Raw genomic sequence first — 25945 nt, forward strand, 5'->3', positions numbered from 1 at the left:
GCGGATGTCGTGTGCCCCCCGGCCTGCTGCTGTCATGGCGCCCGTAGAGGCGGGCTCCCGAGTTCGGCCCACTCCCGGTCGTCCGGAGCACGCCCGCCGCCGAACGGAGGGAACTTTTCCCTGACTCCAGGCCTGAACGGTCTTTGCATATGGGGGCATCCCGCTCAGCTCCCGGCCGATCTGGACAGGTGGGGTCCGCTGGCGGGTGTTCCCCTTCTGCTGGCTTGACACCACCCGGGCAGACGCTTAACATGACTTTCAATTCATAAGCGAATAAATATTCGAAGCCCATCCGAGGGCTGAGGAGCTGGCATGACGAGAAGTCCGACGACGGTTTCGCCCCCCCGCCTTTCTAGACTGGATCACCTGAGTGCCGCCGAACGGCTGGAGCAGTCCCGACAGCTCAGCCGCAAGACGCGGACTTCCGTGCTGGAGATGATCCAGCATGCCCAGCTCGGCCACATCGGCGGCGACTTCTCGGTGACCGATATTCTGGCCACCCTCTTTTCCAGCGTGCTGCACGTCCGTCCTGAAGAGCCGCTGTGGGCCGAGCGCGACCGCTTCATCCTCAGCAAGGGCCATGCGGCGGCCGCCCTCTACGCCACCCTGGCCCACCAGGGCTTCTTCCCGATCGAGGACCTGCTGACGTTCATGGACCCCCTGTCCAAGCTCAACGGGCACCCCAACCGCAACAAGGTGCCGGGTGTCGAGACCAACACGGGGCCTCTGGGCCACGGCCTGCCCGTCGCGGTGGGCAGCGCCATCGGCAGCGCCCTGAAGGACCAGAGCTGGCGCACCTACGTGGTGCTGGGCGACGGCGAACTTCAGGAGGGCAGCAACTGGGAAGCCATCATGACGGCCGGCCACCGCCGCCTGGGCACCCTGACGGCCATCGTGGACCGCAACCGCCTGCAACAGGGCGCGCGCACCGAGGACACCAATACCCTCGAACCGCTGGCCGACAAGTGGCGCAGCTTCGGGTGGGAGGTCCATGAGGTGGACGGACACGACCACGCCGCCCTCTACGACGTGCTCAGCGCCGAGCCTGGAGACCGCCCGCGCTGCGTGATCGCCCACACCGTGAAGGGCAAGGGCGTGTCGTTCATCGAAGACCGGGTGGAGTGGCATCACAAGGTGCCCACCCAGGACCAGATCGAGCAGGCCAGAAGGGAGATCGGCGAATGAGCACGGAAACCATGACACCCCAGGCGGCGACCTTCGACAACCGGCAGGCCTTTGCCGAAGAACTCATCCGCCTCGCCCGCGAAGACCGCCGCATCGTCGCGGTCTGCAACGACTCCGTGGGGTCGAGCAACCTCGGCGCCTTCCAGAAGGAATTTCCGGAGCGGCTGATCAATGTCGGCATCGCGGAGCAGGACATGGTGGGGGTCGGTGCGGGCCTGGCCAACGCGGGCTTCATTCCTTTCGTCTGCGCCGCCGGTCCCTTCCTGAGTGGCCGCGCGCTCGAACAGATCAAGGCCGACGTCGCCTACTCCAATTTCCATGTGGTGCTGTGCGCCATGAGTCCGGGGATGGCCTACGGCGAACTCGGGCCGACGCACCACTCCATCGAGGACCTGGCCTGGATCAACGCCATCGACAACATGACCCTGCTCATGCCGGCCGACGCGCAGCAGACCCGTCAGGCCGTGCAGTGGAGCGCCGAAAACGGCCGGCCGGTGTACATGCGGGTGGGACGTTTCAAGGTGCCGGCCGTGACCCCGCAGGACGAACCCTTCGAGGTGGGCAAGGCGGTGCAGGTCCGGGAGGGCCGGGACGTGACCCTGATCGGGGCCGGCACCACCGTCTCGCGCGCGCTGGAGGCCGCCGAACTGCTCGCCGCCCAGGGCTACAGCGCCCGCGTGCTGAACATGGCGACCATCAAACCGCTCGACGAGGACGCGGTCGTGCGCGCCGCGCGGGAGACGGGCCGCATCGTGACCGCCGAGGAGGCGACCACGCACGGCGGCCTGGGGTCCATGGTCGCCCACGTCCTGGCCCTGCATCACCCCACCCCCATGCGGACCCTGGGCGTCACCGGTTTTGCCCCCACCGGCAGCGCCGAATACCTGCTCGAACACTTCGGGCTGACCGCGCGCGGCATCGCCGACGCCGCCCTGGAGCTGCTGTAACGTATGGACGCTTCCGCCCCTGACTGCGTGCTGGCGATCGACCAGGGCACCAGCGGCACCAAATGCCTGTTGGTGGACGGCGCCGGCCGGATCGTCGCGCGGGGTCACGCTCCCCTTTCCGAACAGCATCCCCAGCCGGGATGGGTCAACCAGAACCCCGAGGAACTCTGGCAGAGCGTGCAGGCAGCCGTCCGGGCGTGCCTTCAGGGGCAGGAACCGTCGCGGGTCCGGGCTGTGGGCCTGAGCACCCAGCGGGAATCCTACCTGCTCTGGGACCGGCGCGGCGGCCAGGCCATCTCCCCGCTGATCAGCTGGCAGGACCAGCGCGCCCCGCTCTCCGAGGAACTGCGCCGGCCGGAAACGGGGCAACTGGTCCGCAGCCGCAGCGGCCTGCCCCTAGACCCTATGTTCTCGGCCAGCAAGGCGGCCTGGCTGCTCGACACCTACGATCCGGAGCGCGAACGCAGCGGACGCGGCGAGTGGTGCCTGGGCACGGTGGATTCCTGGCTGCTGTTCAGGATGACGGGCGAGCACCTCACCGAACTCGGCAACGCCTCGCGCACGCAGCTCCTGAACGTCCACACCGCCGAGTGGGACCCCGAACTCCTGCGGCTGTTCCGGGTGCCGCGCGCCGCGCTGCCCGAACTGCGGCCGAGCAACGGGCCCTTTCCCGCCCTGCGCGGTCTGGCCCCCCTGCCCGACGGCACGCCCATCCGGGCCGTGCTGGGCGACTCGCACGCGGCGCTGTTCGCCCACGGGGCCTTCAGCCCGGGCGCGGTCAAGGCGACCTACGGCACGGGCTCCTCGGTGATGGGGCTGCTCCACGACGCGCAGCAGCTCGATCCGGGACTGTGCCTGACCGTCGCCTGGAGCATGGGCGATCAGGTCCAGCTGGCGGCCGAGGGCAACGTCCGTTCGACCGGGGCCGGCCTGAAATGGGTCGCGGAGCTGCTGGGTCTGAGTCCGGCCGAACTCGCGGCCCTCGCCCGCACGGTCGGGCACAGCCCGGTCACGCTCGTTCCGGGCTTCGGCGGCCTCGGCGCGCCCTGGTGGGACGAGGGCGCGGTGGGCCTGATCAGCAACCTCACCCTGGGCAGCACCCGCGCGGACCTGGCCTTCGCCGCCGTCGATTCCATCGCCCAGCAGGTCAGCGACGTGGTCGAGGCCGTCAACCGCAGCGTGGGCCAGATTCAGGTGCTCTACACCGACGGTGGAGCGACGGCCAACCCGGACCTGATGCAGCGTCAGGCCGACCTCATCGACACGGCGGTGCTGCGTTCCGAGAACGCCGAACTCTCCGCACTGGGCGCGGCGCACCTGGCAGGCCTCGGGGCAGGGCTCTGGGACGCTCAGGCGCTGCGCGACCTGCCCCGCGAGCGGCAGACCTTCCGGCCCCAGATCACCGCTGCCGAACGTCTGCGGCTACGCCGCGTCTGGCGGGAGGCCGTCGACCGGGCCCGCACGCCCCAGCCCGCGTCTCCGGACGCCGCTGCGCTGACCTCCCAGGCCACGAGGTACTGATATGCAATCGCCCCTGCTCAAAGCCGGTCCTTCGCCTGTCAAGACGCCGTGGTGGCGGGGTCTGCTGGGAACCAGCGGCCCGCTGATCGGCCTGATCCTGCTGTTCGGCGTGATGTCGGTCGCCACGGACTCGTTCCTCTCGGTGCGCAACCTCCTCAACGTCCTCGACCAGATGACGGTCCTGGGCATCCTGGCCATCGGCATGACGCTCGTCATCGTCATCGGGGGCATCGACCTGTCGGTCGGCGCGGTCCTCGCCCTGTCCATGATGGTCATGGGGTGGCTGGCCAACACCCACGGCTGGCCCTTTCCGCTCGCCATCCTCGCCGCGCTGGTGGTCGGCGGCCTGTGCGGCCTGATCTCGGGGCTGCTCGTCACGCGGCTGAAGCTCCCGGCCTTCATCGCCACCCTGGCCCTGCTGTCGGTGGCGCGCGGCCTGGCGAACATCATCACCAACGGCGAACAGATCGTGGGTTATCCCGAGTGGTTCACCAACCTCGCCATCGTCCGGCACCTGGGTTTCCTGTCGGCCACCGTGGCCCTCCTGATCCTCCTGGCCCTGGCGACCGCCGCCTTCCTGCGCTACCGCGCGTCGGGCCGCAGCCTGTACGCCATCGGCGGCAGCCCCGAGGTCGCGCGTCTGGCGGGCATCTCGGTGCGCCGGGTCTCCACCTGGGTCTACGTGGCCTCGGGGGTGCTCGCCGGCCTGGCCGGGGTGGTCCTGGCGGCCCGGCTGGATTCCTCGCAGCCCAGCGCCGGCACCGGCTACGAACTCGACGCCATCGCCGCCGTGGTCATCGGCGGGGCCAGCCTGGCCGGCGGGGTGGGCAGCGTGGGCGGCACGATCATCGGGGTGTTCATCATCGGCATCCTCCGCAACGGCCTGAACCTGATCGGCGTGTCGCCCTTTATCCAGCAGATCATCATCGGCGTCGTCATCGCCATCGCCGTCTCCATCGATACCCTCCGTCGCCGCGAACGCTAGGCCTCTTTCCTCCTCCGGCTTCTGTCCGCCCACGGCCCCTCGTCCTCTCGCCCCCAAGGAGCTTCACATGACCCGTACCCGCATCGCTGCCCTCGGCCTGTCCACCCTCACCCTGCTGCTCGCGGCCGCTCCCGTACAGGCGCAGGCCGCCGGCAAGAAGGTCACCATCGGGCTGGCCGTCGCCAACCTGCAGGCCAACTTCTTCAACCAGATCAAGCAGTCGGTCGAGCGTACGGCCAAGGCGCAGGGCATCACCGTGATCACCGTGGACGCCAAGGGCGACTCGGCCACGCAGGTCAGCCAGATCCAGGACCTCGTCGCCCGCAACGTGGACGCCATCATCTACATCCCTGCCGGGGCCACCGCCGCCGCCGTGCCGGTGCGCACCGCGCGCGCCGCCGGTATCCCGGTCGTGAACGTCGACCGCAACGCCGCCGGCGCTCCCGGCGACACCTTTATCGCCACCGACAGCGTAGCGGCCGCCCAGACGCTCGGGGACTACGTGTGCAAGCAGACCGGCGGCAAGGGGAACGTGGCGATCATCCAGGGCCAGCTGGGCACCACCCCCGAGCAGGACCGCGACAAGGGCTTCAGCCAGGCGCTCGCCAAATGCACGGGCCTCAAGGTGGTCGCCAAGCAGGCCAGCAACGCCTGGGCACAGGACGAGGGCTTCAACATCGCGCAGGACATGCTCCAGAAGACCCCGGACATCACCGTCTTCTTCGGCCGCGCCGACGCCCTGGCCCTGGGGGCCGCGCAGGCCGCCAAGGTCGCCGGACTGGGCGGCAAGGTGATGGTGGTCGGCTTCGACGGCGACACCGCCGGCCTGCAGGCCGTGCAGTCGGGCACCCTCAGCGCGACCATGACCCAGCGCACCCAGTACATGGGCCAGCTCGCGGTCAAGTCGGCGCTCGACCTGATCAACAAGAAGTCGGTGCCGAAGGTCCAGTTGCAGGCGGCCACCCTGACCACCAAGGCCAACGTCGCGCCCTTCCTCAAGACGCACCCCTGAGCCAGCCGAGGGTGGCCCGGTCCTCTCGCCGGGCCACCGTTGTTTCCTGAACCCGAGGTTTCCGAGTCAAGCGAGTAAAGGAGGTGAAGCACATGACCGCATCCGTCCACACGCCCCCCCTGCCGCAAGGACCGGCCCAGGGCCAGCAAGGAGGCCTGTGCATCCGTGGAGTGGGCAAACGGTACGGCCAGAACGTCGTGCTGGAACACATCGATCTGGACGTGCGTCCCGGTGAGGTCGTGGCGCTGCTGGGCGAGAACGGCGCGGGGAAATCGACCCTCTCCTCGATCATCGCCGGCCTGGTCCGGCCCGATTTCGGCCAGCTGACCTGGCAGGGCCAGCCCTACGCACCGGTCTCGCCGGGGGACGCCATCGGTCAGGGCATCGGCCTGATCCACCAGGAGACGAAGCTCCTCGACAGCCTGAGCATCGCCGAGAACGTGTTTCTGGGCCGCCTGCTGACGAAAGGGGGCCGCATCGACCGCAAGACGATGGAGGAGCGGGCCGAGGCCCAGCTGCGGCGTCTGGGCCTGAACGTCCCGGCGACGCGCACCGTGGGCACCCTGCGTGTGGCGGCCAAGCAGCAGGTCGAGATCGCCAAGGCCCTGACCCTGAACGCCCGGCTGCTCATCCTCGACGAGCCCACGGCCGCCCTCGGCAGCGAGGAGACGGACCACCTCTTCGCCCAGGTCGAGGCGCTCAAGGCGCAGGGGGTGTCGTTCATCTACATCAGCCACCGCCTGGAGGAGATCGCGCGGATCGCCGACCGGATCGTCGTGCTGCGCGACGGCCGGCTGGTCGCCCAGCACGAGTCCTCGCAGGTGCCGGTGCGCATGCTGGTCGAGCAGATGGTCGGCCGCAGCGTGGACCGGCTGTTTCCCCCGCTGGGACAGCCGCAGCCCCAGGACGTGCTGGCCGTGGAGCACCTGACCTCCGCGACCGGGGCCTTCAGCGACATCAGCTTCAGCGTCCGGGCCGGAGAAGTCTTCGGCATCGCGGGCATCGTCGGGGCGGGGCGCACCGAGCTGGTCCGGGCCATCGCGGGGGCCGACCCCATCAAGAGTGGCCGGGTCAGCGTGGGCGGCCGGGCGCTGCGGCTGCGCGAGCCCAGCGACGCCATCCGGGCCGGCGTGGTCCTGGTTCCGGAAGACCGCAAGGGCCAGGGCGTCATCCTCAAGGACAGCATCGCGGACAACCTCAGCCTCGCCAATCTCGACCGGCTCTCCCGCAGCGGCTGGCTCTCGCCGGGCCGCGCCAGGAGTTTCGCGCAGAGTGCCATCGAGCGTCTGGGGGTCAAGGGCCGCATCGACGACAGCGCGGGCCGACTGTCGGGGGGCAACCAGCAGAAGGTGGTGATCTCCAAGTGGATCAGCCGTGATCCCAAGGTCTTCATCCTCGACGAACCCACCCGGGGCATCGACGTCGGGGCCCGCGCGGCGATCTACGAGGTCATCGCCGATCTGGCGCGCGGCGGCATGGCCGTCGTGGTGGTCAGTTCGGACCTCGAGGAAGTGCTGGGCCTGGCCCACCGCGTCATGGTGCTGGCCCGGGGCCGCAACATGGGCATTCTGGACCATGGACGCGCCACCGGGGTCGCGGTCATGGAGCTGGCGACGGCGTGAGGGCGAGCAGATACGCCACGCTGAATAGCTATTCAACCTATCCTGTGGGTATGGCTTCACTCCCGGACCCCTCCTCCGACCTCCTGAGACTGATGGCGAAGATCGCGCATCTCTACCACGGGCGCGGCCTCAAGCAGCCGGAAATCGCCTCGCAGCTCGGCCTCTCGCAGGCCCGCGTCTCCCGGCTGCTCAAACAGGCCGAACAGGTGGGGATCGTGCGCACGACGGTGCATCCCCCCCTGGGTGTCTTTACCGACCTCGAAGAGCAGCTCGAACAGAAATACGGCCTGCGCGAAGCCGTGGTGGTCGACACCGGCAACGAGGAGGAGGCGGTGATCCCCTTTCTGGGCGTGAGCGCCGCCGTCTATCTCCAGACCGCGCTGGTCGGGGCGCGCCGGATCGGCATCTCGTCGTGGAGCGAGACGCTGCTCGCCACGGTCAACGCCATGCGGCCGGTGGCGCAGAGCAGCACCACGCAGGTCGTGCAGGTGCTCGGGGGGCTGGGTACGCCCAGCTCGCAGGCGCACGCCACGCGCCTGACCGAACGCTTCGCGCAGCTGCTCGACGCCCAGGCGCTCTTCTTGCCGGTGCCCGGCGTCGTGGGCTCGGCCGAGGCGCGCGCCGCGCTCATGCAGGACCCCCACGTCCGGGAGGTCTTCGGGACCTTCGACGACCTCTCGCTCGTGCTCCTGGGGATCGGGAGCCTGGACCCCTCCAAGCTGATCCGCGAGAGCGGCAACGTGGTGAGCCCGGCAGACCAGGAAGCCCTGCGGCGCGCCGGCGCGGTCGGAGACGTCTGCCAGCGGTTTTTCGACGGCCAGGGGCACTACACGCCTGTGCCGCTGAGCGGCCGCATCCTGGGCATCGGGGCCGAGCAGCTGCGCCGCGTGCCGCGCCGGGTCGGCGTCGCGGGGGGCCGCAGCAAGTTTTTCGCCATTCAGGCCGCCGCCCGTGGGGGCTGGATCGACACCCTGATCACCGATCACCACATGGCCCAGCGTCTCCTCCAGGCCTGAGCCCTCTCCCCGGCGCGTCCCCGCACCGGACACCACACAAGGACACCATGAACATGACTCTCTTTTCTTTGCAGGGACAGACGGCTTTCGTGACGGGGGCAGGCAGCGGGATCGGGCAGCGCATCGCGGTGGGGCTGGCCGAGGCCGGGGCGGACGTGGCCTGTTTCGACCTGCCGGGCAGCGCCGACCTGGGCCGCACGGCCGAGCAGATCGGGGCCCTGGGCCGCCGCGCGCTGGTCCTCAGCGGCAGCGTCACGCAGGCGGAGGACCTCGCGGCCGCGCTGGCCCGCACCGAAGCCGAACTCGGCCCGGTCAGCGTCGCGGTGAACAGTGCCGGCATCGCCAACGCCTTTCCGGCCGAGGAGATGGAACTGGCGCAGTGGCAGCGCATGCTCGACATCAACCTCACCGGGGTCTTCCTGTCCTGCCAGGCCGAAGCGCGCGTCATGCTGCCGCGTGGTAAGGGCACCATCATCAACATCGCGTCCATGTCGGGCGACATCGTCAACCGGGGCCTGTTGCAGGCGCACTACAACACCTCCAAGGCGGGCGTCATCCACCTCACGCGGAGTCTGGCGATGGAGTGGGCGACGCGGGGGGTGCGCGTCAACGCCATCAGCCCCGGCTATACCCTCACCCCCATGAACCTGCGCCCCGAGGTGGCCGAGCAGCGCAAGGTCTTCGAGACGGAAACGCCCCTGGGCCGGATGGCGACCGTGGACGAGATGGTCGGCCCGGCCGTGTTCCTGGCCTCGCAGGCCTCGTCCTTCTGCACCGGCATCGACCTGCTGGTGGACGGCGGATTCACCTGCTGGTAGGCCCGACGACCGGACAGAGGATTTTCTGCGCGCAGTAAAGGAGCCACATGGAACAGCTCAGCCGATTTGAGGGTCAAGCCGTCGTCGTGACCGGTGCCAGCCGGGGTCTGGGGCGCGGCATCGCCCAGCGTTTTGCCCAGGAGGGCGCGAACGTCGTGGTCGCCTCGAACGAGGAAGGGGTCCACGAGGTCGCGGCCGAACTGGAAGCCCTGGGCGTGCAGGCCCTGGCCGTCGTCTGCGACGTGACCCAGAAGGCGCAGGTCGAGGACCTCTATGCCCAGGCCGTCGGCCGCTTCGGCCGCGTGGACGTGTCCGTACAGAACGCCGGGGTCATCACCATCGCCAAGGTGGAGGACCTGAGCGAGTCGGAATGGGACCTCGTCCTCGACGTGAACACCAAGGGGGTGTTCCTGTGCTGCCAGGCGGCGGCGCGGCACATGCTGCGTCAGGGCCAGGGCCGCCTGATCAACACCGCGTCCGGGCAGGCGCGCGACGGCTTCATCTATACCCCGCACTACGCCGCGTCCAAAATGGGCGTGGTCGGCATCACCCAGAGCCTCGCCAAGGAACTGGCGACGCGCGGCGTGACGGTCAACGCGATCTGTCCGGGCATCATCGCCACGGACATGTGGCAGTACAACGACGAACACTGGGGCCGCCTGCTGGGCAGCCAGGGCCAGGGCCAGCTCATGCAGGCCTGGGCGACGGAAAAGATTCCGATGCAGCGCGTGGGAACCCCCGAGGAGGTCGCCGGACTGGTGGCGTTCCTGGCCTCGCGGGACGCCGCTTACATCACCGGACAGACCATCAACATCGACGGCGGCCTGATCATGTCCTGACCCGGTGCGGCGCCCCTGTCCGGCGCCGGGTCAGCCGTTCCGGAGTCGGGACGCCAGCCGTTCCCCGAGCCAGAGCCGGAACTGCTCGGGCCAGTGGTCGCTGGCCAGGCCCCAGGCATGGAGCCCGAAGCCGTGGCCGCCCTGCGCGTAGGCATGAAGTTCCACAGGGGCGGCCCCGCGCCAGGCCCGGTACAGCTCCAGATTCGCCCCGATCACGAAGTCGCCCAGGGGATCGTCGTTGCTGTACGCGAGGAACAGGGGCGGCGGATTCTGCGGGGCGGTCACCGGCCCCCACATCGAGCCGTAGATGGGCGCGAGAAAATCCGGCCGCTGTCCGGGCGCGCCGCGCAGGGTGACCATCGCCGCGAGGTGGCCCCCGGCCGAGAAGCCCAGCATCCCCACGCAGTCGGCGCGCAGCCCCCATTCGGCGGCGTGCCCGCGGACCAGGGCCACGGCGCGCTCGCCGTCCCGGAGCAGGTGGGGCAGGTGCGCCGCGACGAGCGCTTCGAGTTCGCCGGTGTGCGCCATGACGTGCTGCATCCGTGTCTCGAAGTCCTCGTCGCGGTCGGGGGTGGGAATCAGCCGGTTCTTCAGGACGAAGGCCGCCACGCCGCGAGCCGCGAGCCAGCGCGCCACGTCGCTGCCCTCATGGTCGATGGCGAGGGTATGGTGCCCGCCGCCCGGACAGACGATCACCGCCGCGCCGGTCGCCTGCGCCGGGTCGGGCAGAAAGGCGATCAGGGTCGGCTCGGTGACGTTGCGCACCTGCCGGTAGTGAAAGGGCGCGCCCGGCGCACTGGTGAACCAGCGTTCCGGCCGCCCGCCCGCGACCGGGTCGGGCACCCCCTGCGGCCACAGGGGCAGCTCGAAGGCCGCCTGCGCGAACGGCGGCGAGGTCACCGGGCCAGCTCCGGCGCGGCGGAGTCGGCGGCGACGCCTGCAGGTGGGGGCGAGGACCGCAGCGCGCGGCGCAGGGCAGCCAGCCGGGTCTGGTGGATGCGCACGCTGAGTTCGGCGTCCGGGACCATGTGCTCGGACCCGTGGAAGGCGCCGGGATAGACGTGCAGCTCGGTAGGCACTCCGGCCTGCATGAGCCGTGTGGCGAAGGCGATGTCCTCGTCCCGGAAGGGGTCGAGTTCCCCCACGTCCAGAAAGGTGGGGGGCAGCCCGGCCAGTTGCGCGGTGCTGGCGCGGGCAGGGGCGGCGTAAAGGTCGGCGGCCTGTCCGGCGAGGTACCAGTTCCAGGCCTCGACGTTCTTGCGGCGGTCCCAGACCACGCCCAGGTCGTCGAATTCCAGGGCCGAGGCGGTCTCGCTGCGGTCGTCGATCATCGGGTACTGGGCCATCACGTAGCGCAGGGCCGGGCCTCCCCGGTCGCGGGCCAGGAGGGCGACCGCCAGGGCGAGGCCGCCCCCGGCGCTGCCGCCCGTCACCGCGAGCCGGCTGGGGTCGAAGCCGAGGTCACCGGCGTGCCCGGCCATCCAGACCAACGTCCCGAAGCAGTCGTGGACGGCGGCCGGATACGGCGCTTCGGGGGCCAGGCGGTAGCCGACCGAGACGACCACGGCTCCTAGCGCCGCGCTCAGGGTGGCGGCCTGCACGTGTTCGTGGGCGATGCTGCCCGCCCACATGCCCCCCCCGTGGATGAATAGCACGCCCGGACCGGGGTGCGGGGCGGAGGCCGGCCGGTAGAGCCGCACCGGCACGTCGGGCTCGCCGCTCAGGCCGGGCACGCGGAGGTCGTCCCAGATCACGCCCTCGGGGGCGGTCGCCGTCTGGGCGGCGAGCAGGGCGTCCCCGATCTTCCGGCGCCCGGCCGGGTCGGCGGGCCAGGGGTTCTCGAGCATCTGTGCGGCGGCGGCGCTCAGGACGGGGCGGCACTCCGGGTCAGTTCGGTCATGGAAGGTCATAGGTCGGTCCTTGCCTGGGGTACGGCAGAGAGAGGGGGCTGAGGAGGCGGAGACGGAAGTGCCGCACGACAAGGCCGCTCAGACGCTCCGGAAAGGGTCGCCGCTGGGCAGGTGCGTGACCGGCGTGCCGGGCAGGAGGTCGCGCAGCCACTCGGCCAGGTAGGCCATGCCGCCCTCCTCGCTGGTGGCGTGGCCCACCACGAGCATGGCCTTGGGACGGCCGAAGTGCGCGCTGTCGCGCAGGTACTCGCAGGTTTCCCACTCGCGGGTCTCGCCGCACAGCACGGCGTCCACGTCGTCCCGTTGCAGGGTGGCGATGGTCATCCGGCCCGGCAGCGCGCCCAGGGTCAGGCCGACGCGGCGCACGATCAGGTCGTCGGGGCCGACCACGCGCACGCTGCTCGCGCCCAGGCGGGCCTTGACCTGCCGGGCGAGCTCCAGCAGCGGGGTCGGCTCGGTGACGGCGACGCTGGTCGCGGCCCCGGCCTGCCGGGTGTCGCCCGCCTGCCCGGCGGTCATGGCGTGCACCGCCTCGTCCGGGCCGCCGGGGGGCGACTCGACCGCCCAGCCCAGTTCCCGCGCCACGCCCGTCACGATGCCGTCCGGGCGCATGAGGTGCCAGTAGTCGTGAAAGCGCCAGATGACCAGCCCGTGCCGGTCGATCAGCGCCCGTTTCTCGGCCGTCACCGGATCGCCGCCCAGCCAGGCGAGGTCGTCGGTGTCCTCGGCCGAGTAGAAGGTCGGCTCGTGGGTGACGATCAGGTTGGCCCCGAGCGCCGCCGCCTGCTCGATGACCTGCGCGGTCGCCAGGAAGGTCGTGACGACGCCGCGCAGGGGCGTGTCCGGGTCGCCGGTCTTGAAGGTGTCGGCGGTGCGGGGCAGTGTCGGCACGCCCGTCCGCGCCAGGAGGGTGTCGATGGCCTGCCGGACGGTCAGGGAGGGGGGGGTGGTCATAGGGGGACTCCTTCGGCGCGCAGGCCCTGGGCGTGCCAGGTCTGCCACTGGGGATAGAAATGACAGGCGCTCAGGCCGCCGCCCCCGGTCGGGCGCAGGGCGGGGCGCTCGGCGCGGCAGAGGTCGGCGGCGTAGGGGCAGCGCGGCGCAAACGGGCAGCCCGTGGCCGGGGGCGCCGCCGCAGCGGTCCCCTGATGCCGGACACGGCGGGCGGCTTCCTCGCTGCGGCGCCGCTGGACCCTGGGGTCGGCCACCGGGGCAGAGTCGAGAAGTTCCTGGGTGTAGGGATGGGCCGGGCGGCCGGTCACGGCGTGGGCCGGGCCGGTCTCCATCACCTGCCCCAGGTACATCACGTAGATGCGGTCGGAGAGGTAGCGCACGACCTCGATATCGTGGCTGATGAACAGGTAGCTGAGCTGACGGCGGCGCCGCTGCTCGGCCAGCAGGTTGAGGATCTGCGCCTGCACCGAGAGGTCGAGCGCACTGACCGCCTCGTCGCAGATGACGAGTTGCGGGTCCACGATCAGGGCGCGCGCGATGGCGAGGCGCTGCTTTTGCCCGCCCGAGAACTGCGCGGGGTAGCGCCCGGCCGCTTCGGGCGGCAGGCCGACCTGTTCGAGGGCGGTCGCCACCCGCGCGAGCAGCTCGGCCCCGCGCACCCCGTGGACCTCCAGCGGCTCGGCGAGCGAGCGCCCGACCCGCAGGTACGGGTTGAGCGAGGCGTCGGGGTCCTGAAAGACGACCTGCATGACCCGGCTCAGGTCGCGCCGGCCGCGTGGCCCGAGGTGCGTGATGTCGCGTCCGGCCAGTTCGATGCGGCCCGCGTGTACCGGGGTCAGGCCCAGCGCCGCCTTGGCGACCGTGGACTTCCCGGAGCCGGATTCGCCGACCACGCCCACCGTCTCGCCGGGGTCCACCCGCAGGCTGACGTGGTCGGAGGCCCGCAGCACCGGGTCCGTGCGCCGTCGCCGGTACTGCACTTCGAGGTCGCGGATGTCCAGCAGGGGAGTGGAGGTGTGCGTCGGGGGGTCGGGGGTCTGGGTCCGGGTCATGTCGCCTCCGCCGGGGTGGGGGCCGGGGTCGCCAGGGGGGACGCCGCGTGCGTGCCCGACGCGAACAGCTCGCCGGCGCGCACGCAGCGGCTGAGGTGATCGGGCTCGGCTTCGAGCAGCGGCACGGGCCGCTCAAGGCACTGCGGCGCGGCGAAGGCGCAGCGCGGCGCGAAACGGCAGTGGGCAGGCCAGGCACCGGGCGGCGGTACGCGCCCCGGAATGACCGTGAGGGGCTCGCCCGGCCGGGCATGGGCCGGGTTGGCCCCCAGCAGCCCCAGCGTGTAGGGGTTGAGCGGCCGGCCAAACAGGTCGAGCACCCGCGCGTCCTCGAACACCTGCCCGGCGTACAGCACGACCACGCGGTCGCACAGGTCCGCGACGACCCCGAGGTTGTGCGTGACCATCAGCACGGCCATGCCCGTGTCGCGCTGGAGCTGGCGCAGCAGCGCGAGGATCTCCTTCTGGACGGTCACGTCCAGCGCGGTCGTCGGTTCGTCCGCGACGAGCAGGCGGGGCCGTCCGGCGAGCGCCAGCGCGATCGCCACGCGCTGCGCCATCCCGCCCGACAGCTCGTGCGGGTAGGCGCGCAGCACCCGCTCGGGCGCACGCATCTGGACCTGGCGCAGCAGTTCCAGGCAGCGCTCGCGGTTGGCCGCGCCGCTCAGACCGTCGTGGATCCCCACGAGTTCGCCCAGCTGGCTGCCGACGGTGAAGGCCGGGTCCAGGCTGGAGAGCGGTTCCTGCGAGATCAGCCCCAGGGCGTGGCCGCGCAGCGCCCCGAAGGCCCGGTCGTCCAGTTGCGTGATGTCGCGGCCCTCGAACAACACCTGACCGCCCGTAACGCGCCCGCCCCGGCCCAGCAGGCGCAGCGCGGCCAGGGCGGTCACGCTTTTGCCCGCGCCGGATTCTCCGACCAGCCCGACCGTCTCGCCGGGCAGCACGTCGAAGCTGACCCTGTCGACGATGCGTGTGGGCCCGCCCCGCCCGCCGAACTCCACCGTGAGGTTCCGGACCGACAGCAGCGCGCCGGGCGCGGCGGGGCGGTCGGTGGGCTGCGCCGCGCCAGGCAGGTCGGCCGACCGGGCAGGGTGGGGGGCCGTGGCCGTGCCCGCCCCACCCAGGTCGGCCGCCGCGTCGCGCAGCGCGTTGCCCAGGAGCATCAGGGCGAGGGCCATCAGGGCGATGAGCCCGCCCGAGGGCACGAGCAGCCAGGGCTGCGTGCTGATCTGGAGGGCCGCCGCCGCCACGATCTGCCCCCATTCGGCCTCGCCGGGGGTGGCGGTCAGGCCCAGGAAGCCCAGCGCGACCGAGAACAGCAGGGCGTTGGCCGCCACGAAGGACGCCTGCACGATGGCGGTCCGCAGGACGCCGGGCAGGATATGGCGCGCCATGATCGTCGTCTCGGGCACGCCCGCCACCCGCGCGGCCGCCACGAAATCCGCTCCGCGCAGCGGCAGGGTGACCCCCCGGACGATGCGCGCGAAGCCCGGCGCGACCAGCAGGCCGAAGGCGACCATGGCGGCGTGCAGGTTCGCCGGAAAGACCGTCAGGACCACCAGCACCAGGATGATCGCGGGAATGGCGAGCACCAGATCGGTCAGGAACGACACCGTCCGGTCGAAGGCCCCGCCGACGTACCCGGCCAGGATGCCGACCGGCAGCGCGACCGCGACCGCCACCACGACGGCCTCGACGATCCCGACGAGGGCCTTGACCCCGCCGAACATCAGGCGGCTGAGCAGGTCGCGCCCGAGTTCGTCGGCGCCCAGCAGGTGGCGTGCCGAGGGACCGCTGAGCCGGGCCGGAAGATCGAAGGCGTCGGGGGCGTAGGGCGCGAGCTGGCGCGCGAAGAGCGACACGGCGACGATCACGGCCAGGAAGGCCAGCGACGCGGCGGCCGTGGGTTGCCGCAGCAGGGCGCGCAGCATCGGGAAACGGGGCGTCCTCGGCGCGGGAACGGCGGGGGCAGGCGCAGCGGAATGGGTCATGACACGCGGATCCTCGGGTTGAGCCAGGCGTACAGCAGGTCGACGATCAGGTTGACCACGACCACGATGACCGTGAAGTACAAGACGATGCCCTGGATGACCGGCAGGTCGTGTCGCCCGGTCGCCTCGACGGCCAGCCCGCCCAGGCCCGGCAGGGCGAAGACGTTCTCCGCGATGATGGTGCCGCCCAGCAGCGCGATGAACACCAGGCCGATCACCGTGAGGATGGGCACCCCCGCGTTGCGCAGGGCGTGGCGGTAGATCAGCGAGCCGGGCCGGACCCCCCCGGCCCGCAGGGTGCGGATGAAGGGCCGGTCGAGCACGTCGAGCATGGCGTTGCGCGACTGCTGGGCGATCAGGCCGATGGCGGGCCCGGCCAGGACGGCGACGGGCAGCACCAGGCTGCGCAGCCACCCGCCCAGGTTCTCCGAGGGTTTGACGTAGCCGATGGCGGGCAGCCACTGGAGCCGCACCGCGAAGACGGCGACGAGCACGAGCGCCACCCAGAAGCTCGGCAGCACGATGCCCAGCAGCGAGAGGATGTCCACCGCGCGTGCCAGGGCGCCCCGGCGCAGGGCGCTGGCGACCCCCAGGGCCACGCCGACGACCGCCGACACGAGCGAGGTGAGCACCACCAGCGAGAGGGTGACGCCCAGCCGGGCATTGAGTTTCGCCACGACCGACTCGTTGTTGAAGATGGACGTGCCGAGGCTGCCGTGCAGCAGGGTCTCGACCCACCCGGCGTACTGGACGGGCACCGGCTGCATGAGGCCGAGCTGCTCGCGCAGGCGCTGGTATTCCTCGGGCGCGCGGTTCTGTCCCAGGATCACCACGGCCGGGTCGCCGGGGGTCAGGGACACCAGAAAGAACGTCAGGGCCGTGACGAAGATCAACAGGGGAACCGAGAGCAGCAGCCGGTGCAGGAGGATTCTCAGCATCGGGCTTCCCTCGGCGCACAGGGGTCAATAGGCATGGCGGTCAGTGGGCATGGGGGTCCGTAGGCATGGGGGCGTCCTTGGGATGGGGGAGGCGGCCCGCCGGCCCGGCCGGGAGGGCGGCGTGCTCCGGCCGGGCCACCGTTCACCTGACCGGGTTGAAGTCGAGGATGTTGATGACCGGCTGCACGCCCGAGGGGCTGGTCAGCGCGACCTTCTTGCCGTCGTAGACGTAGTTGAGCTTGCCGCTGTAGACGGGGGCGAACCACGCGTTCTTCGTCAGGAAGCTGTTGATCTGCCGGGCGACGGGGGCGGCCTTGGTGGGGTCGGTCACGCGCAGCTTGTCCACGAGGGTCGTCAGCTGCGGCACGGGCGTCTTGTCGGGGTTCCAGACGGTGCCGGGCTGGAAGCAGCAGTTCCAGGCGAGCAGCGAGGGGTTGGTCGCCCCGAGCGCGGCGGCGGCCACGCCGTACTTGCCGGAGGTGAGCCCGGCGAAGAAGTCCGCGCCCTGGGTCTTGTTGTCGATCTTGACCCGCACGCCCACGGCCTGCCAGTAGCCGCTGACCGCCTGCATCAGCGTGTCGAGCCCGGCGATGGGCGTCGAGAGGATGGTCAGGTCGAAGCCCTGGGCGTACCCGGCCGAGGCCAGGAGCTGCTTGGCGCGCGCCACGTCGTAGGGGTAGGCGTTGATGAGCGAGGCGTCGTAGCCGTCGGCCCCCTGAAGGAACTGCGATGACACGGGGCTGCCCTGCCCGCCGCCGAGGGCCGCCGCCAGGGCCGTGCGGTCGATGGCGTGGTTCAGCGCCTGGCGCACGCGCACGTCCTTCAGGGCAGGCACGACCTTGCCGCTCTTGTCCAGGAAGTCCAGGCCGAGGATGTTCTGCGGCACCCCGGCGCTCTTCAGGCCGGCCGACAGCGCCGCAGGAATCAGCGAGGCCTGCGCGGGCCAGGCGACCTGGGCCTGCCCGGCGCGCACGGCGTCCAGCGCGGCCTGCGGGTTGGCGACGACCTTCAGGACCAGCTTCTTCCACTGCACGCGGCGCGGGTTCCAGTAGTTGGGGTTGGGCAGGTAGGTGTAGGTGTCGCCCGTGACCGTCTGCTTGGCGTCCAGGATGTACGGGCCGCTGCCGCAGGTCGCGCTTTTCAGGATGGCGGGGTTGGCCGAGGCCTTGGCGCAGGGAATCGCGCCCGACAGCCAGGTCCGCGACAGGAACAGCAGGGCCAGGGGGTTGGAGGCGGCCATCGTCAGCCGGACCTTGAGGGGGCCGGTGACCTGCACCGACTGCGTGCCCAGGTTCACGGCGACGGGCGACTTGTTCTTGGCCTGGAGGTCCAGCCAGCTCTTGACGGTCTGGGCGGTCAGGGTGCTGCCGTCGCTGAATTTCACGTTCGGCCGCAGGGTCAGGTCCAGCACCTTGTAGTTCGTGCCGACCCAGGCCCAGGCGGTGGCGAGGTTGGGCTTGTATTTGCCGTCGTAGTCGTAGTCGATCAGCGAATCGTAGGCGGGCGTGAAGTAGTACTCGTTGGAGGCCTCGCCGCTCGACGGGTCCAGCGAGGCGGGGGCCGCCCCCAGCGCGACCGTGAGGGTGCCGCCGGGGGGAACCGTGGCGGCCAGGGCGGGGCCGGACAGCAGCCCGAGCGTGAGCAGGGCGGCGGTGGACGTGCGGCGGGTCTGGGCGGTGCGCATGGAAGGCCTCCGGGGCAGGGCGAGGGGGCGGGAACGGGGGGCGGCCGGGAAGGAGAAGCGCGGACGTTGACTTCGGCAAACGTTTGCCTGGGGGATGAAAAAATTCAGAGGGTGCGGACCGTGTCCCGCAGGGCCAGGCGGTATGGCGAGAGCTGAACCGGCGGCGGCGCCGCGCCCTCGGTAAGCTGGTCGATCAGTGTGCGGGCCGCGAGCATGCCCAGTTGATGAAAGTCGAAGGCCACGGTCGTGAGCCGCACGGTGGGGTGGGCGGCGATGTCCAGGTCGTCGAAGCCCATGACCGACACGTCCTGCGGCACGCGCAGCCCCCGTTCCAGCAGGCACTGCATCGCCCCGATGGCGAGGTTGTCGGAGGCGGCCAGAACGGCGGTCGGCCCTTGCCGCAGCAGCCGCGTCATGGCCTGGAAGCCGCTCTCGTAGGACGCGACCCCCCGGCCCTGGGCCGAAGCGCCGCCACTCTCGACGAGGTGGGGGTCGAGCGGAACGCCGCGCGCCGCCAGGGCGTCCTGAAAGCCCCGGAAACGGTCGAGGCCCACGGCGCGGTCGTTGAGGTCGCCGGTGATCATCGCCACGCGCCGGTGGCCGTGGTCGAGCAGGTAGGTGGCCGCGTCGAAGGCCGCGTGGTAGTTGTCCACCAGCACGCTCGGCAGGCCGTGGGGCGAGAAGTCCTGGGCGAGCACCACCGTGGGCAGGGCGTGGTGCTGCTGCCATTCCTGATGGGCGTCGGTAAAGGTGGCGGCCACCCACAGCACGCCGTCGACCTGCTGCTGGCGCATCGTCGAGAAACATTCGACCTCGCGGGCCGTATCGGCGGCGGTCGTCATGAGCAGCAGGGTGTAGCCGGCCTGCCGGGCGCAGGACTCCGCACCTTCGAGGAATTTGGCCGCGCCGGAACTGCCGATCTCGGGCAGCATGATGCCCAGGCAGCGCGACTGCCGGGTCTGGAGACCGCGTGCGTGGGTATTGGGCACGTAGCGCAACTCGGCAATCGCCTGCATGACGCGCTGGCGCGTGGGCTCGTCCACAGGTTTGGAGCTGTTGACCACCCGTGACACCGTCGAAAACGACACTCCGGCGGCGCGGGCGACATCCTTGATGGTGGCCGGCTTGCCCGACCTGGACCCCTGTGACACAGACTTCACCCCCATGCCCGGCACGATTCTGCCCACCCAGACGGCGGGACAACGTTTGCTTAGATACTGTCATCATGAACGGTGTGCGGGCGCAAAGTCAAGTCGGGGCCAGCTTCGAGGGGTAGAGGTGGGCCGACGCGTACTTCTGCATTCCCGGAGGAGCCGCACGCCTTCCGGGAACAACCGTGCCCGGCCGCGTTTCATTCAGGGGCCATTTCGGCGGCGCAGGCTCCTGGGCGGGCCGGGAACCTGGTCCGGGAGGTGTCTCATGTCGCTGTCCGACCTCAAAGCTCTTCGCCGCCGCGCGCCCAGTCTCGAAGCCCGTTTCCAGAGTTTTTCCCGTCACATCGCCGATTTCAGTGGTACGGCCGTCGCCTTCACGCTGGCTTTTTCCACCGTGGCCGTCTGGGGCGTCACCGGGCCGCTGTTTCACTTCTCGGACGCCTGGCAGCTCGTCATCAACACGGGCACGACCATTGTCACCTTCCTGATGGTCTTTCTGATCCAGAACGCCCAGAACGAGGACACCCGTGAGCTGCACGCCAAACTCGACGCCGTGTTGCAGGAGCTGCGCGCCGAGCGTGGCATGCTCCACGACCCTGAACTCCTGTCCCTGACCCCCGACGAGATTCTCGAAGACGTGCGTCTCGGCGACAACTGACCATCCCCCGCCCGAACTGCGGTCGGCGCAGGAGAGCGGGGAAGGACGCCGGCCGGTGCCGACGGTCTGCGCCCGCCATCCGGGGAGCCCGCTCCAGGCAGCAAAAACCCCCGCGCTAGGCGGGGGCTCCGTTTTCCGGGCGGCTCAGGCCGTCGTGTTGGGCATGGGCCGGTCGTTGCTCTGCATGCGGGCCACCGCGTCGCGCACCACGTCACCGGTGATGAGTTCTTGCGTCAGCAGGGCCTCGGTCACCTCGTGCATGGCCTGCGAGTACTCGGTCACGAGGCTCTTGGCGCGCTCGTAGGCCTTGTTCAGGATGCGCTTGACATCCTCGTCCACGAGCTGCGAGGTGTGCTCGGAGAAGGCCTTGGGCTTGGCCATGTCCTCGCCCAGGAACACGGGGCCGGAGTCGGTGGTCAGGGCCATGTTCTTGAAGTTCTCGCCCATGCCCCATTCCAGCACCATCTTGCGGGCGATGTTGGTCGCCTTGCGGAAGTCGTCGGCGGCTCCCGAGGTCACGTTGCCGGTAAAGACCTCCTCGGCGGCGCGCCCACCCAGCGACACCACGAGCTGGTTTTCCAGACGTTCCTTGCTCATCAGCACCTGCTCTTCGGGCAGGTAGAAGGCGGCCCCCAGCGCGCGGCCGCGCGGAATGATGCTGACCTTCTGGAGCTTGTCGCTGCCCGGAATCACGGCGGCGGTCACGGCGTGCCCGGCCTCGTGGAAGGCGATGGCGCGCTTCTCGTCGGGGCTCACGGTCAGCGAGCCGTTCTCCAGACCCAGGGTGATCTTGTCGAGCGCGCGGTAGAAGTCGCTCATGTCGATCTTGGTCTTGCTCAGTCGGGCCGCCTCCAGCGCGGCCTCGTTGGTGACGTTCTTGAGGTCGGCCCCCGAGAAGTAAGGCGTGCTCTTGGCAATTTCCGGCACGTCCACGCCCTCGCCCAGCGGCTTGTTGCGCAGGTGGACCTTCAGGATCGCCTCGCGCTCCTTGAGGTTGGGCAGGTCGATGGTCACCTGACGGTCGAAGCGGCCGGGGCGCAGCAGGGCGGGGTCGAGCACGTCGGGGCGGTTGGTCGCGCCGAGCACGATCACGCTGCTGGCCTTGTCGAAGCCGTCCATCTCCGAGAGGATCTGGTTCAGGGTCTGCTCGCGCTCGTCGTGGCCGCCGCCGATGCCTGCGCCGCGCTTGCGCCCGATCGAGTCGATCTCGTCGATGAACATGATGGCGGGCGCGCTCTTGCGGGCGTCCTCGAACAGGGTGCGCACGCGGCTGGCGCCCACGCCCACGAACATTTCCATGAACTCCGAGGCGCTCACCGAGAAGAAGGGCACGTCGGCCTCGCCGGCGATGGCGCGGGCGAGCAGCGTCTTACCGGTGCCGGGAGGGCCCACGAGCAGCACGCCCTTGGGAATCTCGGCGCCGATCTGGTGGTACTTGCCGGGGTTCTTCAGGAAGTCCACGACCTCGATGAGCTCGCGCTTGGCTTCCTCGTGGCCGGCCACGTCCGTGAACTTGGTCTGGACGCGGTTTTCCTTGCCGTACTTCTTGGCGCGGCTCTGGCCGAACTGCATGACGCCGCTCTGGCCGCCCTGCGCGCGCATGAAGAAGAAGTACATCATGCCGATGAGCAGCAGAATGGGCAGCAGGCTCAGCAGGATGTTCAGCCACTGGCTGGGCGCCTCGAAGCGGTACTGCACGTTCTGCGCTTCGAGCTGGCTGATGAGCGTGGCGTCGGGCGTCGCGGCGCTGCCGGGCAGGCGCACGATGAACTGCTGCACTGGACGCTGCTGCACGCCCTGCGGGGTCTGCACGGGCAGGGTGGTGCCGTCCTTGGCCCGCACGGTCGCGTTGCTCTCGCGCACGACCACGCTCTCGATGCGGTTGTCGGCCAGCAGGGCCTTGAACTGGTTGTAATTGACGGTGGTGCGTCCCGGCAGCGACGTCTGTGAAAACATCAGGAACAGGGCCAGGACGAACAGGACGATGAGCCAGGGATTTAAGCGCCTCAAGGGTGGTCCTCCGGGGGACAGGAGATGAAAACAGAACATGGGACGCAGGCCGTCCCTCAGACTTGAGTGTATCAGACTCAAGATGAGTGACGCTCAGGGCGGCTAGAGCGTGGCTTCACCAACCGGCCATCCGGCGGCGGCACAGGCGGTTCATCCGCCCTGCGCCGCCGAAAAACTCCGCTTCCGGGGGGACGTTTCCCCCGCCCCCCGGAAGGTGGGCTAGAACCAGTCGCCCTGCATCTCGTGCGTGGTCGGGTCGGCGCTCGCCAGGAGTTCGGCGTGGGCGCGCACCTTGGGCAGCTCGTACACCGCGAAGAAGCGGGCGGCCTGGAGTTTGCCCCGGTAGAAGCCTTCGGCGTCGCCGCGCGCGCCGGGCAGGGCCCTGGCGGCCGCTGCCGCCTGCCGCAGCCACATCCAGCCCACGACCGTGTGCCCCAGCATCTCCAGGGCGCTGTTGGCGTTGGCGAGGTAGAGGTCCGGCCCCAGCTCGGCCGCGCGCCCCAGGATGGCCCCGAAGGCGTCCCGGTTCTGGGCGATGGCGGTGGTCAGGGCGGCGCGGATCCCGTCCAGGCCTTCCAGCCCCTCCGAGGCCTTCAGGTCGGCGTGCATGCGCTCCAGCAGCACGGTCAGGCCGCGCCCGCCCGCCTGCGTCACCTTGCGGCCCAGCAGGTCGTTGCCCTGGATGCCCTCGGTGCCCTCGTGGATGGGATTGAGGCGGTTGTCGCGGTAGTACATCTCGACCGGGTAGTCGCGGGTGTACCCGGCGCCGCCCATGACCTGGATCGCGTCGCTCAGGGCCTCCTGGCTGTACTTGCTGGGCCAGGACTTGACGATGGGCGTCAACAGGTCGAGGAGCAGGCGGGTGTCCTCGCGCCCCTCCTCGGGGCCGGTGGCGAGGTCGTCCACGAGCGACGAAGCGTACAGCCCCAGCGCGAGGCCGCCCTCCACGAAGGCCTTCTGGCGCAGCAGCAGCCGCTTCACGTCGGCGTGCTCGATGATGCTCACCATCGGGCCGCTGGGGTCCTTGGCGCTGGCGTGGCGGCCCTGCAACCTCTCGCGGGCGTACTCCAGGCTCGCCAGATAGCCCGCGTAGCCGAGCATCACCGCGCCCATGCCCACGCCGATGCGGGCCTCGTTCATCATGTGGAACATGTAGCCCAGGCCGCGCCCGGCCTCGCCCACGAGTTCGCCGACCGTCTCGCCGCCCTCGCCGAAATTGAGCAGCGTATTGGTCGTGCCCCGGTAGCCCATCTTGTGGTTCAGGCCCGCCAGGACGACGTTGTTCTTCTCGCCCAGGCTGCCGTCCTCGTTCACGCGGTACCGGGGCACGATGAACAGGCTGATGCCCTTGACGCCTGCCGGGGCGCCCTTGATGCGCGCCAGCACGAGATGCACGATGTTCTCGGACAGCTCGTGCTCGCCGCCCGAAATCCACATCTTGGTGCCCTGGATGCTGTAGGTGCCGTCGCCGCGCGGCGTGGCGGAGGTGGTGATGTCGGCCAGCCCGCTGCCCGCGTGCGGCTCGGACAGGGCCATCGTGCCGAACCAGCGGCCTTCGAGCAGCGGCGCCAGGTACTTGCGCTTCTGCTCCTCGGTGTCGAACTCGCGCTGCAGGTTCGCGTTGCCGATGGTCAGGAAGGGGTAACCGCTGCTGCCCATGTTCGCGGCCTGGAAGTTCGCCTGCACCGCCTGCATGACCACCCAGGGCAGTTGCAGCCCGCCCAGGTCCTCGTCGTGGTGGGCGCTGAAAAAACCCGCGTCGCGGAAGGCCTTCATGGCCGCCGCCACGCCCGGCACGAGTTTCACCTGGCCGTCCACGACATGCGGCTCGTTCAGGTCGGCTTCGCGGGTGTGGTTGGCGAAATACTTCTCGGCCACGTTGTAGGCGAGGTTGAGCACATCGTCGTACACCTCGCGGCTGTGCTCGGCGTGGCGGGGCCGGGCGGTCAGGCTCTCAGTGTCGAGGACTTCGTAAAGCTGGAATTGCAGGTCGCGCTTGCTCAGGAACGGGGCCATACCGGGACTCCTCCTCGGAAAGTGGGGGCGGGCAGATGTCCGCGCACGTTAATGTTGTACGTCGGCGTTTATGATAGGCCAAAGCGCCGTTCTCCGTCTTCCCGCTCCCGACCCTGGAGGTTGCCCATGCGTGCCCTGCTGTGCCAAGCGTTCGCCGAACCCGAAACCCTGACCGTGCAGGACCTCCCCGACCCTGTGCCCGGCCCCGGCGAGGTGGTCATCGCCGTGCAGGCGGCCGGGGTCAACTACCCCGACGCCCTGATGGTGCAGGGGCTGTACCAGGTGCGCCCGCCGCTGCCCTTCGTGCCGGGCGCGGAGGCGGCGGGTACGGTCGCCGCGCTCGGCGAGGGCGTGACCGGGCTGGAGGTCGGGCAGGCGGTAGTGGCCTTCACCGGCACCGGGGCCTTCGCCACGCACCTCGTCGCCCCGGCTGCCGCCGTGTTGCCGCTGCCCCCCGGTCTGTCGCCCGAGGTCGCCGCGACGCTGCCGCTGGCCTACGGCACGTCCATGCATGCCCTGGTGGACCGCGCGAAACTCCAGGCAGGCGAGACGCTGTTCGTGCTCGGCGCGGCAGGTGGGGTGGGCCTCGCGGCCGTCATGATCGGCAAGGCGCTGGGCGCGCGGGTGATTGCCGGGGTGGGCAGCGCGCAGAAGGCGGAGGTGGCCCGCGAGCACGGCGCGGACGAGGTGATCAACTATGCCGAGACCGACCTGCGCGAGGCCCTCAAGGCCCTGTGCGGCAAGAACGGCCCCGACGTGATCTACGACCCGGTGGGCGGCGAGCTGGCCGAACCGGCCTTCCGCAGCATCGGCTGGGGCGGGCGCTACCTCGTGGTGGGCTTCGCGGGCGGCGACATTCCCAGGCTGCCGCTCAACCTTCCGCTGCTCAAGGGGGCGTCGCTGGTCGGCGTGTTCTGGGGCGAGTTCGCGCGGCGTGATCCGCGCGGCAACGCCCGCAACCTCGCGCAGCTCGCCGCGTGGGTGGCGTCGGGGCAGGTGCGGCCGCTGGTCAGCGAGCGCTATGCGCTGGAGCGCGGCCCCGAGGCGATGCGCGCGCTGCTGGAACGCCGCGTGACCGGCAAGGTCGTCCTGACGCCGTGACCGGTCCCACGCCGCAGGCCGCGCCGGTCGCCTTCTACACCACCGCCGAACTCGCCCGCGCGGCGGGGGTCACGCGCCGCACCGTCATGCACTACGCCGAACTGGGGCTGCTGGCCCCCGATCAGGTCACGGCGTCGGGGCGGGCACTGTACGGGCCTTACGCCCTGCGGCTGCTGCGCGACGTGATGGACCTGCGCGCCCTGGGCATGACCCTGGAAGAAGCCCGCGACATGGTGGCGCTGCGCCGGGCGACACACGCTGTAGACGGCACCTACCGCCGCGACTGGACGCGCGAGGACGTGCCGCTCAGCGACGCACGCCTCGACGCCCTGCACGCCCGGCTGCGCGCCATCCACGGGGCCTACGAGCGGCAGGCCGACAACCTCGCGCGCTTCGACCGCTGGCTGACCAAGCGGTTCACGGGCGGGGCGCTGCCCGCCTCCGGTTCCTCGGGCGGGACTGATGAAGAGGACCTGCCGGAGCAGCCCGGTCCCGCCTGAGGCCCGAACAGGACGCGGCGGGCGAACACGGCCGC

At 70.5% G+C, this 25945-nt stretch carries 22 protein-coding genes; 12 read left to right on the forward strand and 10 right to left on the reverse strand.

Features of this window, described 5'->3' with window-relative positions; all coding sequences use genetic code 11:
- Positions 1-312: 312 nt before the first annotated feature.
- The 9 genes from DGO_RS16760 to DGO_RS16800 all read left to right on the forward strand — a co-directional run bounded on the left by DGO_RS16760 (position 313) and on the right by DGO_RS16800 (position 9945).
- Positions 313-1185: a transketolase gene (locus DGO_RS16760; RefSeq protein WP_083847388.1), complete on the forward strand. Its 873-nt coding sequence runs from the start codon at positions 313-315 to the stop codon at positions 1183-1185.
- Positions 1182-2132 carry a transketolase family protein gene (locus tag DGO_RS16765; protein ID WP_014695760.1) on the forward strand — a complete coding sequence of 317 codons (951 nt, stop codon included), beginning with the start codon at positions 1182-1184 and terminating at the stop codon, positions 2130-2132. Before DGO_RS16760 ends, DGO_RS16765 begins: the two co-directional genes overlap by 4 nt.
- A gap of 3 nt (positions 2133-2135) precedes the next feature.
- Positions 2136-3653: an FGGY-family carbohydrate kinase gene (locus DGO_RS16770; protein WP_014695761.1), complete on the forward strand. Its 1518-nt coding sequence runs from the start codon at positions 2136-2138 to the stop codon at positions 3651-3653.
- Between the two features lies 1 nt (position 3654).
- Positions 3655-4638 carry an ABC transporter permease gene (locus DGO_RS16775; protein WP_014695762.1) on the forward strand — a complete coding sequence of 328 codons (984 nt, stop codon included), beginning with the start codon at positions 3655-3657 and terminating at the stop codon, positions 4636-4638.
- 67 nt (positions 4639-4705) lie between these two features.
- Entirely contained in the window at positions 4706-5650 is a 945-nt protein-coding gene (locus DGO_RS16780) for a sugar ABC transporter substrate-binding protein (RefSeq protein WP_014695763.1), read from the forward strand.
- Positions 5651-5742: 92 nt separating this feature from the next.
- On the forward strand, positions 5743-7272 hold the full coding sequence (locus DGO_RS16785; protein WP_014695764.1) for a sugar ABC transporter ATP-binding protein: 1530 nt from the start codon (positions 5743-5745) through the stop codon (positions 7270-7272).
- 50 nt (positions 7273-7322) lie between these two features.
- Positions 7323-8288: a sugar-binding transcriptional regulator gene (locus DGO_RS16790; protein WP_014695765.1), complete on the forward strand. Its 966-nt coding sequence runs from the start codon at positions 7323-7325 to the stop codon at positions 8286-8288.
- A 53-nt stretch (positions 8289-8341) separates the two neighbouring features.
- Positions 8342-9106, forward strand: coding sequence for an SDR family oxidoreductase (locus DGO_RS16795; RefSeq protein WP_043804455.1), 765 nt, complete (start codon positions 8342-8344; stop codon positions 9104-9106).
- A 47-nt stretch (positions 9107-9153) separates the two neighbouring features.
- Positions 9154-9945, forward strand: coding sequence for an SDR family NAD(P)-dependent oxidoreductase (locus DGO_RS16800; protein WP_014695767.1), 792 nt, complete (start codon positions 9154-9156; stop codon positions 9943-9945).
- A gap of 30 nt (positions 9946-9975) precedes the next feature.
- Here the strand turns inward: DGO_RS16800 and DGO_RS23410 are convergent, their stop codons facing one another.
- From DGO_RS23410 to DGO_RS16840, 8 genes are all read right to left on the reverse strand, one after another.
- Positions 9976-10845, reverse strand: coding sequence for an alpha/beta hydrolase (locus tag DGO_RS23410; RefSeq protein ID WP_050920947.1), 870 nt, complete (start codon positions 10843-10845; stop codon positions 9976-9978).
- Positions 10842-11855 (reverse strand): alpha/beta hydrolase, encoded by a 1014-nt coding sequence (locus DGO_RS16810; protein ID WP_014695769.1) that lies wholly within the window; start codon positions 11853-11855, stop codon positions 10842-10844. The genes DGO_RS23410 and DGO_RS16810 overlap by 4 nt, the downstream gene beginning before the upstream one ends.
- Positions 11856-11933: 78 nt before the next feature.
- On the reverse strand, positions 11934-12809 hold the full coding sequence (locus tag DGO_RS16815; RefSeq protein WP_014695770.1) for a Nif3-like dinuclear metal center hexameric protein: 876 nt from the start codon (positions 12807-12809) through the stop codon (positions 11934-11936).
- Complete coding sequence (locus DGO_RS16820; RefSeq protein ID WP_014695771.1) at positions 12806-13861, reverse strand: oligopeptide/dipeptide ABC transporter ATP-binding protein; 1056 nt, start codon at positions 13859-13861, stop codon at positions 12806-12808. Before DGO_RS16820 ends, DGO_RS16815 begins: the two co-directional genes overlap by 4 nt.
- A complete protein-coding gene (locus DGO_RS16825) occupies positions 13858-15849 on the reverse strand; it encodes a dipeptide/oligopeptide/nickel ABC transporter permease/ATP-binding protein (RefSeq protein ID WP_226991524.1) in 1992 nt (663 codons plus the stop codon). Before DGO_RS16825 ends, DGO_RS16820 begins: the two co-directional genes overlap by 4 nt.
- Positions 15846-16787, reverse strand: coding sequence for an ABC transporter permease (locus DGO_RS16830; RefSeq protein WP_014695773.1), 942 nt, complete (start codon positions 16785-16787; stop codon positions 15846-15848). The genes DGO_RS16825 and DGO_RS16830 overlap by 4 nt, the downstream gene beginning before the upstream one ends.
- Positions 16788-16929: 142 nt before the next feature.
- Positions 16930-18471, reverse strand: coding sequence for an ABC transporter substrate-binding protein (locus DGO_RS16835; protein ID WP_014695775.1), 1542 nt, complete (start codon positions 18469-18471; stop codon positions 16930-16932).
- 104 nt (positions 18472-18575) lie between these two features.
- Complete coding sequence (locus DGO_RS16840; RefSeq protein ID WP_226991525.1) at positions 18576-19622, reverse strand: LacI family DNA-binding transcriptional regulator; 1047 nt, start codon at positions 19620-19622, stop codon at positions 18576-18578.
- 268 nt (positions 19623-19890) lie between these two features.
- Between DGO_RS16840 and DGO_RS16845 the strand changes: the two genes are divergently transcribed.
- Positions 19891-20283: a low affinity iron permease family protein gene (locus DGO_RS16845; RefSeq protein WP_014695777.1), complete on the forward strand. Its 393-nt coding sequence runs from the start codon at positions 19891-19893 to the stop codon at positions 20281-20283.
- A 144-nt stretch (positions 20284-20427) separates the two neighbouring features.
- Here DGO_RS16845 and ftsH read toward each other — a convergent pair whose 3' ends face one another.
- Positions 20428-22293 (reverse strand): ATP-dependent zinc metalloprotease FtsH, encoded by a 1866-nt coding sequence (gene ftsH / locus DGO_RS16850; RefSeq protein WP_043804222.1) that lies wholly within the window; start codon positions 22291-22293, stop codon positions 20428-20430.
- A 219-nt stretch (positions 22294-22512) separates the two neighbouring features.
- Positions 22513-24309 (reverse strand): acyl-CoA dehydrogenase, encoded by a 1797-nt coding sequence (locus DGO_RS16855; protein WP_014695779.1) that lies wholly within the window; start codon positions 24307-24309, stop codon positions 22513-22515.
- 126 nt (positions 24310-24435) lie between these two features.
- On the opposite strand from DGO_RS16855, the gene DGO_RS16860 reads away from it, so the two are divergent.
- Positions 24436-25410: an NADPH:quinone oxidoreductase family protein gene (locus tag DGO_RS16860; protein ID WP_043804225.1), complete on the forward strand. Its 975-nt coding sequence runs from the start codon at positions 24436-24438 to the stop codon at positions 25408-25410.
- An 86-nt stretch (positions 25411-25496) separates the two neighbouring features.
- Entirely contained in the window at positions 25497-25910 is a 414-nt protein-coding gene (locus DGO_RS16865) for a helix-turn-helix domain-containing protein (protein WP_014695781.1), read from the forward strand.
- Positions 25911-25945 lie beyond the last annotated feature (35 nt).

This window comes from Deinococcus gobiensis I-0, assembly GCF_000252445.1.
Taxonomy (GTDB): domain Bacteria; phylum Deinococcota; class Deinococci; order Deinococcales; family Deinococcaceae; genus Deinococcus; species Deinococcus gobiensis.

Excerpts from the sequence above, each read along its gene's own strand:
- DGO_RS16855 (WP_014695779.1), bottom strand. The coding sequence starts at position 24,309 with ATGGCCCCGTTCCTGAGCAAGCGCGACCTGCAATTCCAGCTTTACGAA.
- DGO_RS16800 (WP_014695767.1), top strand. The coding sequence starts at position 9,154 with ATGGAACAGCTCAGCCGATTTGAGGGTCAAGCCGTCGTCGTGACCGGT.
- DGO_RS16780 (WP_014695763.1), top strand. The coding sequence starts at position 4,706 with ATGACCCGTACCCGCATCGCTGCCCTCGGCCTGTCCACCCTCACCCTG.
- DGO_RS16775 (WP_014695762.1), top strand. The coding sequence starts at position 3,655 with ATGCAATCGCCCCTGCTCAAAGCCGGTCCTTCGCCTGTCAAGACGCCG.
- DGO_RS16770 (WP_014695761.1), top strand. The coding sequence starts at position 2,136 with ATGGACGCTTCCGCCCCTGACTGCGTGCTGGCGATCGACCAGGGCACC.
- DGO_RS16765 (WP_014695760.1), top strand. The coding sequence starts at position 1,182 with ATGAGCACGGAAACCATGACACCCCAGGCGGCGACCTTCGACAACCGG.
- DGO_RS16820 (WP_014695771.1), bottom strand. The coding sequence starts at position 13,861 with ATGACCCGGACCCAGACCCCCGACCCCCCGACGCACACCTCCACTCCC.
- DGO_RS16760 (WP_083847388.1), top strand. The coding sequence starts at position 313 with ATGACGAGAAGTCCGACGACGGTTTCGCCCCCCCGCCTTTCTAGACTG.
- DGO_RS16815 (WP_014695770.1), bottom strand. The coding sequence starts at position 12,809 with ATGACCACCCCCCCCTCCCTGACCGTCCGGCAGGCCATCGACACCCTC.
- DGO_RS16845 (WP_014695777.1), top strand. The coding sequence starts at position 19,891 with ATGTCGCTGTCCGACCTCAAAGCTCTTCGCCGCCGCGCGCCCAGTCTC.
- DGO_RS16835 (WP_014695775.1), bottom strand. The coding sequence starts at position 18,471 with ATGCGCACCGCCCAGACCCGCCGCACGTCCACCGCCGCCCTGCTCACG.
- DGO_RS16790 (WP_014695765.1), top strand. The coding sequence starts at position 7,323 with ATGGCTTCACTCCCGGACCCCTCCTCCGACCTCCTGAGACTGATGGCG.
- DGO_RS16810 (WP_014695769.1), bottom strand. The coding sequence starts at position 11,855 with ATGACCTTCCATGACCGAACTGACCCGGAGTGCCGCCCCGTCCTGAGC.
- DGO_RS16860 (WP_043804225.1), top strand. The coding sequence starts at position 24,436 with ATGCGTGCCCTGCTGTGCCAAGCGTTCGCCGAACCCGAAACCCTGACC.
- DGO_RS16785 (WP_014695764.1), top strand. The coding sequence starts at position 5,743 with ATGACCGCATCCGTCCACACGCCCCCCCTGCCGCAAGGACCGGCCCAG.
- DGO_RS16795 (WP_043804455.1), top strand. The coding sequence starts at position 8,342 with ATGACTCTCTTTTCTTTGCAGGGACAGACGGCTTTCGTGACGGGGGCA.
- DGO_RS16830 (WP_014695773.1), bottom strand. The coding sequence starts at position 16,787 with ATGCTGAGAATCCTCCTGCACCGGCTGCTGCTCTCGGTTCCCCTGTTG.
- DGO_RS16865 (WP_014695781.1), top strand. The coding sequence starts at position 25,497 with ATGCACTACGCCGAACTGGGGCTGCTGGCCCCCGATCAGGTCACGGCG.
- DGO_RS16825 (WP_226991524.1), bottom strand. The coding sequence starts at position 15,849 with ATGACCCATTCCGCTGCGCCTGCCCCCGCCGTTCCCGCGCCGAGGACG.